The sequence below is a fragment of the Psychromonas sp. psych-6C06 genome (assembly GCF_002835465.1).
Lineage (GTDB): Bacteria > Pseudomonadota > Gammaproteobacteria > Enterobacterales > Psychromonadaceae > Psychromonas.
The window spans coordinates 74,480-91,925 of record NZ_PIZM01000006.1 but is presented as its reverse complement, the minus strand read 5'-3'; the positions used below and the strand labels follow the sequence as shown (position 1 = coordinate 91,925).

The following is a 17,446-nucleotide window of genomic DNA, read 5'->3' as shown; positions in this document are numbered from 1 at the left end:
AGGAGTTGATTTGACCATTACACTGCACACCGTCAGCGCTTTTACCAAAAATGCTCTGGGAGGCAATTTAGCGGGTGTCGTATTTGATGCCGATAACCTTTCACGAGATCAAAAACAACAGATTGCTAGTTACCTAGGCTACTCTGAAACGGTTTTTTTAAGTGCTTTCACTGAGGAAACTAATACCCCTCAAAATGTAGACTTTTCTATCTCCTTTTTCACACCGACTGAAGAGGTCGCATTCTGTGGTCACGCAACCCTTGCACTGTTTTATTTACTCCACCAGCAACAAAGGATAACAACAGGCAGTTATCGTTTTATTACACAGGCCGGTATTTTTACAGTGACAATAGCATCCAATGGTTTAGTGACCATGCAACAACAACTCCCCAAGAGACTGAAAGGTTTTTCTGCTCAGCAAATTGCACCGATGTTAAACCTCAGTACAGAACAGTTGTCATCCACACTGCCTATTGAAGCGTTATCAACTGGCCTTTGCGATCTTATTATTCCAGTTCCACTCGGGATATTAGATAACATCACGCCCGATCTAACAAAGATAACGGCCTTTTGCTCGACACATGACATTGTTGGCTTACACCTCTTTGAATTAAATACGCCAACAAACGCGATAACAGCAAATTGTCGCAACTTTGCACCACTTGTCGGTATAGAAGAAGAATCTGCGACAGGCAGTGCATGTGGCGCTTTAGCTTGTTATCTTTATCAGCATTTACAACAGACCACTTTCACTTTTGAGCAAGGGGCATCAATGGATAGCCCTTCATTATTGCAGGCTAAGGTCGTGGTGGATGCGGGAAACATTAAACGTGTTGAAGTGAGTGGCTTTGCACGCCTAATAAAAACTGAGCAGTACCAAAATGTAGAAAGCGATAAAGGCTAAAAATAATAATGCTACCGATTAAGGTAGCATTATTACAATCTTGAAGATGAAAAAACTAGCTAATGTTTGGACCTAACCAACGCTCGGCAGTCAGTAAATCCCAGCCTTTACGCTGTGCATAATCTTCCACTTGATCGTGCTGTATTTGCGCTATTGCAAAGTAACGGCTTTCAGGGTGTGAGAATATCCAACCAGAAACTGCGGCGCCTGGGTACATTGCATAACTAGAAGTCAGCTCCATACCAATCTCTTTTTCAACGTCCATCAAATCCCAAATGATCTGTTTTTCCGTATGTTCAGGACAAGCAGGATAACCCGGTGCTGGACGAATGCCTTGGTATTTTTCACGGATCATGTCGTTATTATCTAAGGTTTCATCGGCTGCAAAGCCCCAGTAATCTTTACGTGTCTGTTGGTGTAGGTATTCTGCAAAAGCTTCTGCAAGACGGTCACAAACAGCTTGCACAAGAATAGCGTTATAGTCATCGTTATTTTCTTTGTAACGATTTGCCACTTCGCGCTCACCAATCCCCCCCGTTACCGCAAAGGCACCAATATAATCCGCAACACCTGACGATTTAGGAGCAACATAATCCGCTAAACAATGGTTAACAAATGGTGGTTTTTTCTCAGTTTGCTGACGTAATTGGTTACTGATTTGTGCAATTTCAGTGCGAGACTCATCGGTATATATTTCAATATCATCACCAACGCTATTCGCAGGGAAAATACCCACAATACCAGATGCTGAAATTTCACCTTCTGCTTTTACTGTTTCTAGCATTTTTTGTGCATCAGCAAACAGGCGTGTTGCTTCTTCGCCAACCACTTCATCGGTCAATATACGCGGGTATTTTCCTGCTAAGCCCCATGTCATGAAGAAAGGCGTCCAATCGATATATTCACTTAAGGTATCAATCGACATCTTAGTAATCACCTGAGTACCTAATTTATTAGGAACAGGAGGCACGTAGGTAGTCCAATCAATTTTAGCTGCGTTGCCACGCGCACGTTCTAATGAGATAGGTTTACTGCGTGGGCGCTTGTTGGCATGCTGTTCACGAACACGCTCATAGTCTGTATTCAACTTTGCAACAAAGGCAGGTTTGGTTTTATCATTAAGCAATAACTGACACACACCTACCGCACGTGATGCATTCGAAACATAGACCACAGGCTCATCGTAGTTTTGCTCTATTTTTACTGCTGTATGGGCTTTTGAGGTAGTTGCACCACCAATTAGTAACGGCAGTTTTAAGCCTTGGCGCTGCATCTCTTTGGCAACATAAACCATCTCATCCAATGAAGGCGTTATTAATCCAGAAAGACCAATCATATCTGCATTTTCAGCAATCGCTGTCTTAATAATCGTTTCCGTTGGTACCATGACACCAAGGTCGATAATCTCATAATTATTACACTGTAAAATAACACCAACAATGTTTTTACCGATATCGTGTACATCCCCCTTCACGGTCGCCATTACGATTTTACCGTTGGTATCACCAACCGCTTTAGTCGCTTCAATATAAGGGTTTAGGTAGGCAACTGCCTGCTTCATTACACGTGCTGATTTAACAACTTGAGGCAAGAACATTTTACCAGCACCAAACAGATCACCAACGATATTCATACCGTCCATCAACGGCCCTTCAATTACTTCGATTGGCATATCTACATTTTGACGTGCGACTTCGGTATCTTCTTCAATAAATTCGGTGATACCCTTTACTAAGGCATGTGCAATACGCTCATTGACTGGCAAGTTACGCCACTCTAAAGCACTGCCATCGTCTATTTTTTCCTGCCCTGAATCACGGTATTTTTCAGCAAGATCAAGCAACGCATCGGTCGCATCAGGATTTTTATTCAGAACAACATCTTCAACCGCATCTTTTAGCTCTTTAGGGATATCATCATAAATAGCAAGCTGTTCGGCATTCACGATGCCCATATCCATACCATTTTTAAAACAGTAATACAGGAATACGGCATGTATCGCTTCACGCACCGGGTTATTACCACGGAACGAGAAAGATACATTGGAAACACCACCTGAAATCATCGCATGCGGTAAGTTATCTTTAATGTCTTTTACTGCATCAATAAAATCAACGGCATAATTGTTATGCTCTTCAATCCCCGTTGCAACAGCAAAAATATTCGGATCGAAAATAATATCTTCAGGTGGGAAACCCACTTGATTAACTAGGATATCGTAGGATTTCTGACAGATTTCAAATTTACGTTCGCGCGTATCAGCTTGACCAACTTCATCAAAGGCCATTACGATAACTGCGAAACCATAACGACGAATCAGCGAGGCCTGCTCAATAAAGTTGTCCACCCCCTCTTTCATGCTGATTGAGTTAACAATACCTTTACCTTGCACACACTTAAGCCCCTCTTCTAAAATTTCCCATTTAGAAGAATCGACCATAATTGGCACTTTACAGATATCCGGTTCAGAGGCACATAGGTTTAAGAAACGCTTCATCGCATACAATGAATCAAGCATCGCTTCATCCATATTAATATCGATAATATCAGCGCCCGCCTCTACCTGTTGCAGTGCAACATCTAAGGCTTCATCATAAAGTTCATCTTTAATTAAACGCTTGAAACGTGCTGAACCGGTAACATTGGTACGTTCACCTACGTTTTGAAATAACGAACTTTTACTGATCGTTAATGGCTCGAGACCACTCAGTCTACATGCAACCTCTATTTCAGGAATCGCACGGGGTGTAATACCTTCAACCGCTTTATACATAGCGCGAATATGCGCAGGAGTTGTTCCACAGCAACCACCAACCAAATTCAAAAAGCCACTTTCAGCCCACTCTTTAATATGTGTTGCCATCTCTTTAGCTTCAAGATCATATTCACCAAAGGCGTTAGGTAAACCAGCATTAGGGTGCGCAGAAACATAGGTTTCAGAGATACGCGACATCTCCGCTACATATTGACGTAATTCATCAGGGCCTAATGCACAGTTTAAACCAAATGAGATTGGCTCAATATGGCGCAGTGAGTTATAGAATGCTTCGGTGGTTTGACCTGATAGCGTTCGACCAGAGGCATCGGTAATAGTGCCAGAAATCATCACAGGTAACTTATAACCTAACTGATCAAAAACACCACTAATCGCAAACACGGCGGCTTTTGCATTTAACGTATCAAAAACAGTTTCAACAAGAATAAGGTCAGAGCCCCCTTCGATTAACGCTAAAGTCGACTCTGTATAAGCTTCAACTAACTCATCAAAAGTGACATTACGAAAAGCGGGGTCATTTACATCAGGAGAGATAGAACAAGTACGGTTAGTTGGGCCTAAAACACCGGCAACAAAACGAGGGCGATCTGGTGTTTCAGCCGTTTTTTGGTCTGCCACTTTACGTGCAATGCGCGCAGCTTCTCGGTTGATTTCAGCAGACAGCGATTCCATCTCATAATCAGCCATTGCAATCGTTGTCGCATTAAAGGTATTCGTTTCAAGAATATCGGCACCGGCGTCTAAATATTCTTTATGAATATTTTCAATGATATGTGGCTGGCTTAAAACGAGCAGGTCATTATTACCCTTAACATCACATTTCCACTGCGCAAAGCGTTCACCACGGTAATCGCTCTCTTCAAGCTTATAATCTTGAATCATGGTACCCATACCACCATCAATAAGCAGGATGTGTTTTTCTAGCTGTGATTTGATTAATGCACTGCGATCGCTGACTGACATTATGTTCCCTTACGTCTTATTCATAAAAATAGAACGCGAAGTTTAACATAAAAGTGACAAACAGTACTTCTCTATGCGTGATCATTAAATTGAAATATTTCTATAAACAACGTGAGAAAATCGAGTGATAAATTTAGGACATAAAAAAAGCGAACTTAAACAAGTTCGCTTTATCTTAAAAGAGCGTTTGTAATGTCATTATATTAAATAAGTTTACCTTCCAGTGCTTCTCATCTTTCGCCTTCCTTAAGCATTTCTACTCCATTGCCTTAATAAACATAAACTTAAATCAAGAAAGTGTTTACAAAAAACAGACTTGCTAATAAAGATGGTAACGTGAAAAATCCACACTAAAACAATAAATATTTAATTTATAACCAACTATCACGTGTAGTAAAGAAGCATAACTAAAAAGCCTATTAAGGCGTTGAGCTGTTTAAAAAAACAATCCCCAGAAATTTATTACGCTTCTCTAAAAACTGATATGAAGTACTGATAATTATTCCTCCATGTAATGATTGAATCGACAACCAGCATTTTATTTTAACTGTTACTCACTTAGCTAACTGATAAAACAAAAAAGGCTTTTCCCGAGTGTCCCGTTGGACAAATAAGTTACCTAGATAACTTCAAAGTGGGTGTATGCCTTACTAAAAACTGATAAGAAGTAATAATGCTCCTCCTCTTTATTTTAGATTCTCAACAAAAAAATCTTCTGACAATATTCGCAATTAAAGCGAGGTGAAGTTGCATCTATTATGTCGAACTTCGTGAGTTGTCAGTTGCCTAAAAGGCCATTCATTGATTGCTGTGCTAGGTACTATTTTTAATCTCCTCTCACTCATTGAATTACTAATAAGTGTAGAATGTAAGCTAATTAATGCCAATAAAAAAAGGTAGTTTTAAAAACGCTTTTTAAGCTATATCACAGTTTTTATTTTAGCTCATTAAGGTCGTATGGCGTGACCTGATAAACACAATAATTTAACCAGTTACTATACAATAAGTTACCGTGACTACGCCATTTAGCACGCGGAATTTGGTTCTCATCATCTTCTGGATAATAATTAGCTGGTAACTCAGGTTTTAGCCCTTCATCAAGATCACGGAGATACTCATTATTTAAAGTATTTGCATCATACTCAGGGTGACCAGAAATAAATACCTGACGGCAATCGGGGCTAGCGGCTAAATATACCCCTGCTTCCGCTTCGGCAGCAAAAATAGTCAGGTCGCTATTGGCTTTGATCGCCTTGGCATTAAACTCTGCAAAACGAGACAGTGGCGCCCAAAACTGATCATCAAAACCTCGAACTAAAGGGTGGTGATGGTTATAGGTTGTATGCTTATAAATACCAGAAAGTTTCTTTTTACGCGTCTCTTTTTTGATATCAAAAAGGTGATTAAGCGCGGCCTGTGCTGCCCAGCATAGGAAAAGTGTTGAGGTGACGTTGTGGTGAGACCAATCAACAATCTCTTTAAATTTATCCCAATAGTAAACATCTTCAAAAGGAATTTTACCTAATGGTGCGCCTGTGATGATAAAGCCATCCCACTTTTGGTCTTTAACACGGTCAAAATCACCATAAAACTTATCAAGGTGTTCCTGTGGCGTGTTACGAGAAGCACGTGCATCTACTCGAACCAATTCAATATCAACTTGCAAGGGAGTATTAGATAACAAGCGCATTAATTGCGTTTCAGTTTCAATTTTTTTTGGCATTAAATTTAAAATTAAAACACGAAGTGGGCGAATATTTTGATGGCTTGCACGCGATTCAGAAATGGTAAAGATATTTTCAGATTTTAAAATACCAGAAGCAGGTAGATCATCAGGGATACGAATAGGCATTAGCAACTCCATAGATTAATAACTTTAATTTAGCCATCTAGAAGTCTAACATCATTTTCAAGTGAACACACATTTATTATCTAACCCCAATTGATGATTGATGATAGTATCAAAGCTCCAAATGAATATAAGGACCTGAAATGTTTACTATTGTTGAAGCCGATTTAACCAATGAAGCGCATGCAAATGCGTACTTAACTCTTATGTCACATTACGCATGTGATCCGATGGGAGGCGCTGAAGATCTATCTGATTTCGCCAAGCAGAACTTAGTGAGTACATTATTAAAACGTAGCGATGTGGTTATTTTGTTGGTATTTAAAGATAAGCAACCAGCCGCACTACTAACGGCCATTGAAGGATTCTCAACATTTGCTTGTAAGCCACTGTTTAATATCCATGATGTTGCAGTATTTAAGGAGTTTAGAGGTTTAGGGTTAACGACCCTATTGTTCACTGAAATTGAGAAAATAGCTAAGCAACGTGATTATTGTAAAATAACGCTTGAGGTGCTTTCTGGCAATGAGATCGCTAAAAATGCCTATATTAAACAGGGGTATTCTGATTATCAGCTAGATCCGACACATGGTAGTGCTCTATTTTGGAGTAAATCTTTAAAGGATTAACTGTTGCTTACGCTCTAATTTTCTAAAGATCCACCATAAGCTCAGGCCACGTGCCAACATGAAGGCATTCATCGCGATCCAAAGCGCATGATTGCCTGTTTCTGCAAACAGAAACCAAGCAGGAAAATACACCACCAGCAATGAAAACAACATACTGTTACGCATCTCAGTACCACGTGCCATACCAATAAATACGCCATCAAAAACAAACCCCAACATCGAAGTAAGCGGAATCAATATTAACCATGGGAGGTAATTGATCGCTTCGAGCTGCACTGCTTTAATGGAGGTGATCTGTTCAATTATCCAAACACCAAAAAGATAAAAACCTAATAGCTGTAATAGGCTAAAAATAAACGCCCAAAAGAGAGTCAAATAGATACTCTCTTTTAATTTATCCAAGCAACGTCTACCAATATTTTTACCTACTAACGCTTCTACTGCATAGGCTAACCCGTCCATAGAGAAAGAGATAATAAGCAAAAAGTGCATCAATACTGAATTAGCTGATACTATATCATCACCCAATTTTAAACCCTGCATTGTCATAAAGGTATAAGTTACCTGCAAACATAAAGTACGAATAAAAATATCACGATTTAGAAGAATAAAAGGGGCAAGTGCTTCAATGCGAATCGCTTCTTTTTTTAGGCGAGTAAAATCGCCTTTTTTATAAAAGGGCCGAGCAAGTCGGTAGACAATCCAAAGACCACAGGTAAGGGCAATATAATCAGCACACAATGAGGCCCATGCAACACCTGCTACACCCCACTCAAAAAATACTACGAATACAATATCTAAGAGAATATTAACGCTATTGGTTACGATCAACAGTAACATCGGTGCTTTGGCGTTTTGCATGCCTAATAGCCAACCTAGTAGCACCATATTCAATAGGGCTGCTGGCGCACTCCAGATACGTATATCAAAATATTGTTGTGCATAAAATAGAACCTTTTCACTCCCTTGTACAAAATGAAAAGCGATACCAGAAATGAGGCTTTGCAACATCAGAATGGTAAGCGCAAGTAGCAAAGCAATAAACATGGATTGCATTAACAGGCGTAATACCTGTAGATGATCTTTCGCCCCTACCGCTTGTGCCACAAGTCCAGTAGTCGACATACGTAAAAAGACTAAAATCCAGAAGGTTAATGTCACTACCATCGACCCCACCGCAACACCCGCGAGATAATAGGACTCAGGTAGGTGACCTATCACTGCAGTATCAACTAGCCCTAGCAAAGGCACACTAATATTAGAGAGCATCATTGGTAAAGCAATGGCGAAAATTTTTTGATGATTACTGAAATTTAGAAAGGCACTTTTTAACATGATAACGCTTACAAAGTAGGTAATGGCCGATTAATAAAAATCGACCGTTCGTTTAGTCGCTATCGATTTAGCTCGATGATTTTGTGGATATCTTCTACCATCAAGTCCATATCCACATGAGGAATACCATCTTCATTCAATACCGCTTTAAAGGTTGCTTGATGCTCGCCCTGGGGATTTACTAGTACCAGGGAAGCGCTATGATCGACTAGATAGTAATCATCTTTATTATCGCCCTCTTCAACGATGCTATAAATAAGCCCGAGATCCTGTGAAAATGGGAACAGTTTTTCATGGGTACTAGTGGTGCCAATAAAGGCAGGATTAAAATAATTCACGTATTCAGCAAGGTTATTGGCTTTATCTCGATTAGGATCAACAGAAACGAAAACAATTTGTACATTCTCGTATGGGGGCTTGCTTAATTCAGGGTAGACACGATCTAAATCAGATAAAGTAGTTGGACAGATATCAGGGCAGAAGGTATAGCCAATGAAAAAAAGTGTCCAATGTTCTTGTAAATTTTGGTTGGTAAATGTCTGTTTATTAGCCATTTCAAATTTGAAATCGGGTAACCGCTTACCCTCTTTCTGTAATACCAAGGAAGGGTTATCGGAAATATTTTTTACTGAATTAAATAGTATAAACCCCAGCAGTGCTGTGGCGACCACAAGCAAACCAATTACCCAACCTTTTTTCATTATTTTTCCTACATCCAATCAGCGGTACGAATCACACCCACGGCGATCCCTTCGATATCAAAAACTTGATGTTCAAGATCTACTTTAATAGGAGAGAATTTAACATTTTCCGCTTTTAATGTCACTTGACTGCCTTCGCGGTAAAAACGCTTCACGGTCACATCGTCTTCAACTCGGGCAACAACAACTTGTCCGTTATTAATATCTTTGGTTTTATGCACCGCGAGCAAATCACCATCCATAATACCGATATCTTTCATACTCTCGCCTTGCACGCGTAATAAAAAGTCAGCAGCGGGGTGAAATAGAGCAGGATCAACATCATAATGAGACTCTACATGCTCAGCAGCCAAAATTGGCTCACCAGCAGCAACCATGCCCACTAAAGGCAATCCCTCTTCAATGGGGATAACATTGCTTTTATGCTCTTCAACAATACGAATACCACGTGAGGTACCCGATAAAATTTCAATTGCGCCTTTACGGGCCAAAGCTTTTAAGTGCTCTTCTGCTGCATTGGCACTTCGAAATCCAAGAATTTTTGCCAGCTCAACGCGCGTTGGAGGCATGCCCGTTTTATTGATGCAATCTTTAATCACATCTAATACTTCACCTTGGCGTTTAGTTAAATCTTTCATTACTTACCCCGCTATCAATTATTGACTGTAAACATACACAGTGTATATCTATACAGAGTAATATTCTAGCGATCTGAGTAATAAACCTCATTTATGGATAAGCAAAACGTTACGATATTGTTATTTGCGCGAATTTTGGCGTTAAATCATCTACCAATAACCCGTTATTGTGACGATTATTCACCTTGAATTACGCAAAGCTAATACCAATCGAAAGGAGCATGTAAGCCAAATTTTGCGCTGGAAAATAACTTAGCCGAAAGGGTAAATGGTTATTACATTTGAGAAAGCTCACGAAGAGATGAGATATTTTAACCAGTAAAATAGATCAGCGATTTATTTCGTTTGCTATAACGGCGCTGTATATTAAAAATCATCATTCTCTGGCTCAAAAAACGATAACGCTTCCATTAGTCAGAATTAAGGTTAATAAACCTATTGGTAAGTAATGTCTTGATATTTTAACCAACCAGAGCGCTGGGGAAGATCAGCTATTTGATGTGTGGCATTGATCATACCGCCTTGGCTATTCCAGTTATAAATTCCACTAAAAGTGATCATTTCACCTATCGCTAAATTATTTACTGCTGGAGCTTCGTTGAGGTTATGCTGAATCAGTATCTTTCGACCAGAACTGAGGCGAATAAGTATACGTTGCGAAACATATGGCGTTTGTTGATTATCCAATATCTTTGTAATGCGCCCAACGCTGGTGACTAATACACCACCACGTTGTTGTTTATATAAAAATTCGATATGTTCAGCACCTTTTAAAAGTGCTTCCGCTTGATCGTTACCATCATCATAGAGATGACTCAGTTGCTGACTTTCATTGTTAAAACAACCAGATAATATGACAACCAAGAAAGCAAGATAAGCATTACGATTCATTGAACTATAATCGTCCTTTGAAATTAAGCGCAGTAGCACCCGATTCATCTTTCGGCCCAAGCCATGAAAGAGCTTGTAAAATTGATGGGTCAAGTTTTTCACGTCCAATAATATTACCCTGAAGCTGATACGCACCACCCTCTAGTAATAAAATATTGGCATTAGTGGTAAGTTGCTCTGAATGTTGCTTTAAAGAAGCTACCAAATTCCCCTCTGAACAACTTAAGTCTACACTTGGAGTAGCGAAATCAATATTACCCATTGGGCTTTTTACTCTGGCTTCATGCCACACTAAATAGCCATCTAACTCGCTACAGTAGGGTAAATCCTGTGTCGCATTTTCAATTACTAGCGTAAATTTACCAGATGGTGTCACAGGCACAGGTAGTTTTAAATAAGGAATAATTTCAGTTGCTTTCATATCCACATTAACGTCGGATAAAGTCAAACCTGAAAAGCCATAGGCCACAGCTCCTGTCCCATTCAATATTTTACGGCCATTATTAAATTTAATATCTGCTTTGAGCTTTAAGGTCAGCAGTGCCAACCAATCAAATTGCCAAGTAACTCTTTGCAATTGAAATTGATTACGATAATCAACCTGTGACAGTTTTCCGTTCCAGATTGACCCAGAAACATAACCGACTTGAATACCTGCATCAGCAGGAATAAACCGCGTTATCATACTTGCCGGTGCAGTAAGCACTAACGAGATAAGATAAAGCGCTACAAACGCTAAACTAATTTTTAATTTCATAATGGTTCTCTCACCTATTAATAGCCAAGTAACAGGCGGTTAACTTTGACATAACCGGTACGATCGGTTTTTGCTAAATCTGCATTTAAGACGGCAACACCATGTTGATTACTCAGCTTGGTCAGCCATGCTAAAAAAGCATCAAACTCTACTTCATTTATCCACACTTCAATCTTATCTTTTTTATTGACGATACGAGAAAAGGTTATCTGGTTTTGTCTTGCACTACTATTTAAAATTTGTGTCAAGTTACCACGTCTTTTAGTCGCTTTACCTGCACCGGACTTGAGTAATAGCGTTGCTTTTTCTTGTGTCCAGGCCAGTCTTGTTTCAGCACGCGTTAATTGTTTTTGGGCTTCACTTAACTGATTTGATAGTGGCGTCCAAATACCCCAATACAATACTGCAATGCCTATCACAACCGCACTGGCTACAGCGAGTTGCTGTTCTCTTGGCGAAATGCTTTCCCACCACGCTTTAAATTGTTCCATGGCTACTCTTTCCTTATTGTCAGTAAACCGCTTACTTGGTTTTTACTGCTGTTTAATGCGCCCTGTTGCACTGCATAAGGCTTAGGTAATGCGCTTGCAAACTTTTCAAATGCTTGGAAGTTAGCACCAACAGCAAGAATTCGCATCTCCTGCTTTTGAGCATCATATTTCAACGTGCTTGGCGTGAGCTGTTTATTGTTTTTAAATACAGGCGCAAGATCATCAAGCATCTCTAAGAATTGCGCCGATCCATTACCCTCATTAATTTCACCAAGCATGGTGGTTAATTTTCGTTTGATGCGTGAATAAGCAAGTTTACTTTGGTTTGGAAAAGCCAGTTTATAAACACTTTCGACTTGTCCTTTTACAAGGTCAACCTGTGCTTCTACTTTATAGCTTTCGATATATAAGTTAATGCAACTAACTACAAAGAATAAAGCAGCCAAAATTGCCGGTAATCGCCATTTTAATAAATTTTGATTAACCGCTTTTTTTACTTTGAATTCACCAGTTAGGAGGTTAATTTTACAACCAATAGTCCCTGACGTTAATAATTCCATTGGCATAGTTGGGAAATCATTCATCCAATCACCACGGTGATCTTCTAAGATGGGACTATAACTTTCGATGATCTGCTTACTATCTTCTTCGATTTTACTGGCTAAAATCACATCAAGCATGGAAAGCTCACAGCTCCATGCAACCTCTTTGCTCTCACGAACAATCCAGTAATTGTCCAACTGCACTGCCTGCCAGTTTCTGTCTGCAGGAAAAGGCAACGTCAGCCCTTCTGGGATAAACTGTCGACATACAATTTGTGCATCTGCTAACCAACCTAACCAGTTATACATACGCTGTTTATCACATACCGCAACATGCACCATATCGGTACGTTTAGCAACGACAGTAAAGTGTAATTTTTCAACATCACCAGCTAACTCTTCCTCAATCAAATAAGGTAAAGCTTGTTGCATCTGACGGTTGAATGTTCCCGTGATTGGCACGGCTTTAATGGCAACATCAACACCTGGTAACAAACAGACAACATGACGCGTGGCTGCTTTTTCAGTTAATGTTTTTAGCTGTTCAGCATTATCAATTTCGCCCGATGCGATGATCTCTTTTTCACTATCAGACCAGATCAGCCAATGCTGTTTTTGCGAAGCTTCACTTGCTAGGCGGATTATTAATCGTTCACTCACCTATACTCTCCATCTATTTAAGCCCGCCCGATTGGTATCGGATCACTTTGGCCTTGTTTGAATCCATTTCAAATAATATCTGTACTGCGGTAATACGATCTTCAAACTCGGCCGCACCATTTAATTGAAAATACTCACTACTCACACTGAGTTGTTTTTTTATCTCTTCCGAAATCGCTAAACCACTAAAAACACTGTTAGCTAAGAAATCATCAATATTATTCCAGCCACTGATCGGCCTCTCTTCTAATACACGCGTAAAGTCACTTAATGCCAAGTCAAAATCACGATCAAAAATGGCAAAAATAATTGCAGCATGTTCCACCTTGACAGTATTTACATTAATCTTTTGATCAACGCTTGGAATAGCACAAAGATATGGTTCAATTCGTTCATAAATCTTTTGCCCTACACCTTGCACTGCACGTAATTCACTGATGTCTACCATCATGTTATTACCCGCTAAATGAGAGACTGCGCGCGCTTGGTAAATACTGTCTTCTGCGCCTTGCGCCGCATTACTAATATCATCTTGATCAACCCAGTCACGTGCCGATTCAGCAATCATCTCTGAGGTGTAGTCGTTGACACCAATTGCTTCTAATAAAGCCTGAAACTGTGTGACAGGTGTAGCACGCACATTGCCTTGATCTTTTACATCTAAAGCATTGAGATTAAAACAGCTACGCATATCTTTAAAGTCGCCTGCAATACTGCCATTTTCAAGCGGGAAAACCATATCAGGCATTGCCCAGTTTTGATCTAAACTGACTACATCACTGTCACTGAAGTCCTGATTTAAAACCATGCGCCCAAAGTCACCAGCAGCTTGCCCATACCAATATACACTTTGTGAAAAAATAAGCCCTTCTGTACGCTTCAAGCTCAAAGTCAAACGGCCTGTCATTGTCGAGGCAATGGTGACCATGATGGCTAAAATCATTAACACTGTAATGAGTGCAATACCGCGTTGCTTTTGCATTACTTGTCTCATTACTTGCCAGCCTTACTTTCAGAGACAAGAAACATGCGACTTATTTCACCAAATTGTTTGCTGGTAAAACTTATCTCGATACCAGTTGGTAGTTTTTTGCCATCATTCCACGATGTTTTCCACCCTTCAGACCAATATCGGAAAGACAGTTTTTCAACATCCTCAAGTAAAATCTGTGTTTCAGGTTTTTGCCCAGCCACAATATCTGGGTATAAAAAATACTGACGCTGTAGTTGCCCATCAAAAAGTCGGTAACGTACACGCACCAAATTGGAACGAGGTAACAAATTTAATGGGTTGGCCCAGCCTAAGCGGGTAAACTCAATGCCTTCATCTTCTGAGTCAAAGCGAGATTTTCCCGCTGTCAGTAGACGAATATTTTCACTATCGCCACTTTCATCTCGCGAAGCACGTGCAATAATTTGCGTAAAGTCTTGTTCAATAATCAACATCGCGCGCTGTATTTGTATGAGATTATCACTGTGCCGCTTACTTAACTCACCGCTACGAATAACACCTTGTAACACTTGATACGCCGCCATACTCATTAATGCGAAAATAGAGATAGCGATAAGTACTTCTAAAAGCGTAAACCCTTGTATTCGCCTAGAAGCGTTACGGTTTTGCAATGTAAGTCCTCATATAAGCGAGTGCACGGCCACGCTCAACATCACTAACCTCGATATCTAACGCTTTAAAATTTGCATCGCCAGTTTCAACACTTTTGTAACGTAAATACCACGTGACACCGGCAAGCTCTGTCGTATCATACCGCCAGCTTGCAGCAGGCCATATTTTTTGTAATTTAATTTCAGTTAAACGATTGCTCGCAACCCATAACGCAAAGGTTTTGTTTTGTAAGTGCGATTGGCTATTTAATGCACCAGAAGCTGCATTCATTACTGCCACGCCAGAGGTGGCCATAATCACCAGTGCTAACATTACCTCTAAAAGCGTCATCCCTTGCTGTTTTTTAACCGAACGAAACCAGTTCATTGCTCATCCGACTCTGGGTTTGTTATTGCGCCACTCATACTCACTTCCAATAGACTTTTACGTTTATCAGGCCCTGTATCAGCCTCCACAAACATCACTCGAAAAGGAGTCACTTCACCGCTAGACATAATAAAGACTTGAGGCTCTAAGCTTTTTACTTCGTCTTCATCGCCGTCTATTTGTACTAAATATTCTTCATCGATAAAAACGTCATCATCTTGCGTTTCTATCTCATCCCACACAGAGCCTAACAACGTATATTCAAAACGCATCGATTCAGGGATTTCAATAATCTCGCCAATTTGTTCCGATTCTAGCGCCAACCACTTTTTAGTTTCATAGTCGTAAGCTGCAAATCGATAAGTATTATCTTTAAAAACAAGCGCTAACTCTTTTCCTGATATTAGCGCTTCATCTTCAGCAAACTGTAATAAAGTGCTGAAGCGTTGTGCTTGCCAGTCCACACTCTCTTTTTCATTGGTATGCTGGGGCATGGCCATCATGACACCAACCGAGGCCATTCCGATCAAGACTAAAACCAACATGATTTCCAACAAAGTAAAACCCTGCTGGAAATAGGAAGTGGGGGTAGCTTTAAGCACGTTTAATTAATTATCTTCTTTGCCATCAAGATTCCAGTTACCGATATCATCATCAGTTCCTTCTTCACCATCTTGACCCACTGAAAACACATCAATTTTCCCTTTTTCCCCAGGGCTAACAAGAATGTAAGCGTTACCCCATGGATCTTCTGGTAAACGTTTGATGTAACCATCTTCTGGATAGTTACGTGGTTCAGGATCGCCACTTGGCTTACTTTGTAATGCTTCTAACCCTTGTTCAGTACTTGGGTAGCGACTGTTGTCTAATCGGTACATATCGAGTGCATTTTCTAATGCAATGATATCTGAAACCACTTTTTGACGGTCAGCTTTATCTTTATTACCCATTAAGTTTGGTACAACCATTGAAGCAAGTACCCCAAGAATCACGATAACAACCATGATTTCTAGCAATGTAAAACCGGTCTGTTTTTTATTATTATGTTTCACGATATTTCCTTATCAAAAATTAAATATAAATGTCATAGCATCAGAAAAGACAATTAGCCTGATACCATATTATTAAGCTGTAAAATTGGTTGCAGGATAGCAGCAACAATAAACAACACCACACCCGCCATTGAAACAACAAGTGCAGGTTCAAAAATCCCCAATGCAACAGTTACCTGTGCCGAGAACTGTTTGTCCTGATTATCTGCAGATCGTTCCAACATATTGCCTAATTCTCCACTTCTTTCTCCACTGGCAATCATATGCAACATCATAGGTGGAAAAAGCTTGGTACTCTCAAGTGAACGACCCAGGCTCGTTCCTTCGCGTACTAAGTTGGTCGCCTCGCCTACTTTCAGACGAATAAATTGATTACTAAGCACGTTGCCGGCAATCCCCATCGCCTCTAATAATGGTACCGCACTACTATTCAATATACTTAACGTACGTGCAAAACGGGCGGTATTTAGTTCATTGGCAACACGTCCAATCACTGGCGCTTTTAAGAGATATTGATCAAACTGAAGTTGGTTTTTTTCTTTTTTTAGCCATAATTTCAGGGCAAAAATACAACCAATAACAAAGATGACAAAATACAATCCATAATCACTTAAGGCATCACTAGCAGCAATCAAGAATTGTGTTGATCCAGGGAGGTCAGCACCCATATGTTCAAATTGGCCAATAACTTGAGGTACTACAGAGGTAAGCAAAATAGCCACTACCGACACAGCAACTAAAGTTAAAACAATTGGGTAGATCATCGCCTGCATCATTTTACTTTTCATCTCTTGGCGTTGCTCTGCATAATCAGCCAAGCGATCTAATACTTTATCAAGATGCCCCGATTTTTCACCTGCTGCTACCATCGCACAAAAGAGGTTATCAAAGATAAGCGGAAAACCACGCATACTGTCAGCCAGTGTATTACCTTCAATCACTGCACTACGCACCGAAGAGACCATGGTTTTTATTTTCGGATTATCACATTGATCTGCAACCGCGCCTAGACACTCTTCAATAGGAATAGAGGAAGCAACCAATGTTGAAAGCTGACGTGTAATAAGTGCTAATTCAGAGGTTTTAATTTTACTGCGCAATAAATTTGAGCCTGATTTTGTAGCTTTGTTTGCAACAGGCTCAACTTCAATAGGGGTTAAACCCATTGCACGTAACTGTTGTCGTACGAGGCGTCCAGAGTCAGACTCTAATGTGCCTTTTTTCTGTTTGCCATTCGCATCAAAGGCTTTATAAGCAAAAGTTGCCAC

General features: G+C 40.0%; 17 protein-coding genes. 2 read left to right on the top strand and 15 right to left on the bottom strand.

The annotated features are described in order from the left end of the window. The first annotated feature begins 10 nt into the window (after positions 1 to 10). Positions 11 to 904: a PhzF family phenazine biosynthesis protein gene (locus CW745_RS09005; RefSeq protein WP_238596767.1), complete on the top strand. Its 894-nt coding sequence runs from the start codon at positions 11 to 13 to the stop codon at positions 902 to 904. A 55-nt stretch (positions 905 to 959) separates the two neighbouring features. Here CW745_RS09005 and metH read toward each other — a convergent pair whose 3' ends face one another. Together metH and metA are read right to left on the bottom strand one after the other, a co-directional pair. After that, positions 960 to 4,643 (bottom strand): methionine synthase, encoded by a 3,684-nt coding sequence (gene metH / locus CW745_RS09000; protein ID WP_101108321.1) that lies wholly within the window; start codon positions 4,641 to 4,643, stop codon positions 960 to 962. A gap of 934 nt (positions 4,644 to 5,577) precedes the next feature. Further along, the gene (metA, locus tag CW745_RS08995) at positions 5,578 to 6,495 is read right to left on the bottom strand and encodes a homoserine O-succinyltransferase (RefSeq protein ID WP_101108320.1); all 918 of its coding nucleotides are present in this window, start codon (positions 6,493 to 6,495) and stop codon (positions 5,578 to 5,580) included. 140 nt (positions 6,496 to 6,635) lie between these two features. Here metA and CW745_RS08990 point away from each other — a divergent pair, with 140 nt between their 5' ends. After that, positions 6,636 to 7,121, top strand: a complete 486-nt coding sequence (locus CW745_RS08990) for a GNAT family N-acetyltransferase (RefSeq protein ID WP_101108319.1) — start codon at positions 6,636 to 6,638, stop codon at positions 7,119 to 7,121. Here CW745_RS08990 and CW745_RS08985 read toward each other — a convergent pair. The 13 genes from CW745_RS08985 to gspF form a co-directional block, all read right to left on the bottom strand. Further along, the gene (locus CW745_RS08985) at positions 7,110 to 8,456 is read right to left on the bottom strand and encodes an MATE family efflux transporter (protein WP_101108318.1); all 1,347 of its coding nucleotides are present in this window, start codon (positions 8,454 to 8,456) and stop codon (positions 7,110 to 7,112) included. The two genes, CW745_RS08990 and CW745_RS08985, sit on opposite strands and share 12 nt — an antisense overlap. 59 nt (positions 8,457 to 8,515) lie before the next feature. Continuing rightward, positions 8,516 to 9,157: an SCO family protein gene (locus tag CW745_RS08980; RefSeq protein ID WP_101108317.1), complete on the bottom strand. Its 642-nt coding sequence runs from the start codon at positions 9,155 to 9,157 to the stop codon at positions 8,516 to 8,518. 8 nt (positions 9,158 to 9,165) lie between these two features. Continuing rightward, entirely contained in the window at positions 9,166 to 9,795 is a 630-nt protein-coding gene (gene lexA / locus CW745_RS08975; protein WP_101108316.1) for a transcriptional repressor LexA, read from the bottom strand. A gap of 435 nt (positions 9,796 to 10,230) precedes the next feature. Further along, on the bottom strand, positions 10,231 to 10,686 hold the full coding sequence (locus CW745_RS08970) for a DUF3465 domain-containing protein (RefSeq protein ID WP_193755572.1): 456 nt from the start codon (positions 10,684 to 10,686) through the stop codon (positions 10,231 to 10,233). A 4-nt stretch (positions 10,687 to 10,690) separates the two neighbouring features. Then, on the bottom strand, positions 10,691 to 11,443 hold the full coding sequence (locus CW745_RS08965; RefSeq protein WP_101108314.1) for a type II secretion system protein N: 753 nt from the start codon (positions 11,441 to 11,443) through the stop codon (positions 10,691 to 10,693). Between the two features lie 17 nt (positions 11,444 to 11,460). Continuing rightward, positions 11,461 to 11,934: a type II secretion system protein M gene (locus tag CW745_RS08960; protein WP_101108313.1), complete on the bottom strand. Its 474-nt coding sequence runs from the start codon at positions 11,932 to 11,934 to the stop codon at positions 11,461 to 11,463. Positions 11,935 to 11,936: 2 nt separating this feature from the next. Then, a complete protein-coding gene (gspL, locus tag CW745_RS08955; RefSeq protein ID WP_101108312.1) occupies positions 11,937 to 13,136 on the bottom strand; it encodes a type II secretion system protein GspL in 1,200 nt (399 codons plus the stop codon). 13 nt (positions 13,137 to 13,149) lie between these two features. Further along, positions 13,150 to 14,130, bottom strand: coding sequence for a type II secretion system minor pseudopilin GspK (gene gspK, locus CW745_RS08950; RefSeq protein ID WP_238596766.1), 981 nt, complete (start codon positions 14,128 to 14,130; stop codon positions 13,150 to 13,152). After that, entirely contained in the window at positions 14,130 to 14,759 is a 630-nt protein-coding gene (gspJ, locus tag CW745_RS08945; protein ID WP_101108311.1) for a type II secretion system minor pseudopilin GspJ, read from the bottom strand. The genes gspK and gspJ overlap by 1 nt, the downstream gene beginning before the upstream one ends. Next, positions 14,746 to 15,126 (bottom strand): type II secretion system minor pseudopilin GspI, encoded by a 381-nt coding sequence (gene gspI / locus CW745_RS08940; RefSeq protein ID WP_101108310.1) that lies wholly within the window; start codon positions 15,124 to 15,126, stop codon positions 14,746 to 14,748. The genes gspJ and gspI overlap by 14 nt, the downstream gene beginning before the upstream one ends. After that, the gene (gspH, locus tag CW745_RS08935) at positions 15,123 to 15,728 is read right to left on the bottom strand and encodes a type II secretion system minor pseudopilin GspH (RefSeq protein ID WP_274521241.1); all 606 of its coding nucleotides are present in this window, start codon (positions 15,726 to 15,728) and stop codon (positions 15,123 to 15,125) included. The genes gspI and gspH overlap by 4 nt, the downstream gene beginning before the upstream one ends. A 6-nt stretch (positions 15,729 to 15,734) precedes the next feature. After that, positions 15,735 to 16,178, bottom strand: a complete 444-nt coding sequence (gene gspG, locus CW745_RS08930; protein ID WP_101108308.1) for a type II secretion system major pseudopilin GspG — start codon at positions 16,176 to 16,178, stop codon at positions 15,735 to 15,737. A gap of 53 nt (positions 16,179 to 16,231) precedes the next feature. Continuing rightward, a complete protein-coding gene (gspF, locus tag CW745_RS08925) occupies positions 16,232 to 17,446 on the bottom strand; it encodes a type II secretion system inner membrane protein GspF (RefSeq protein WP_101108307.1) in 1,215 nt (404 codons plus the stop codon).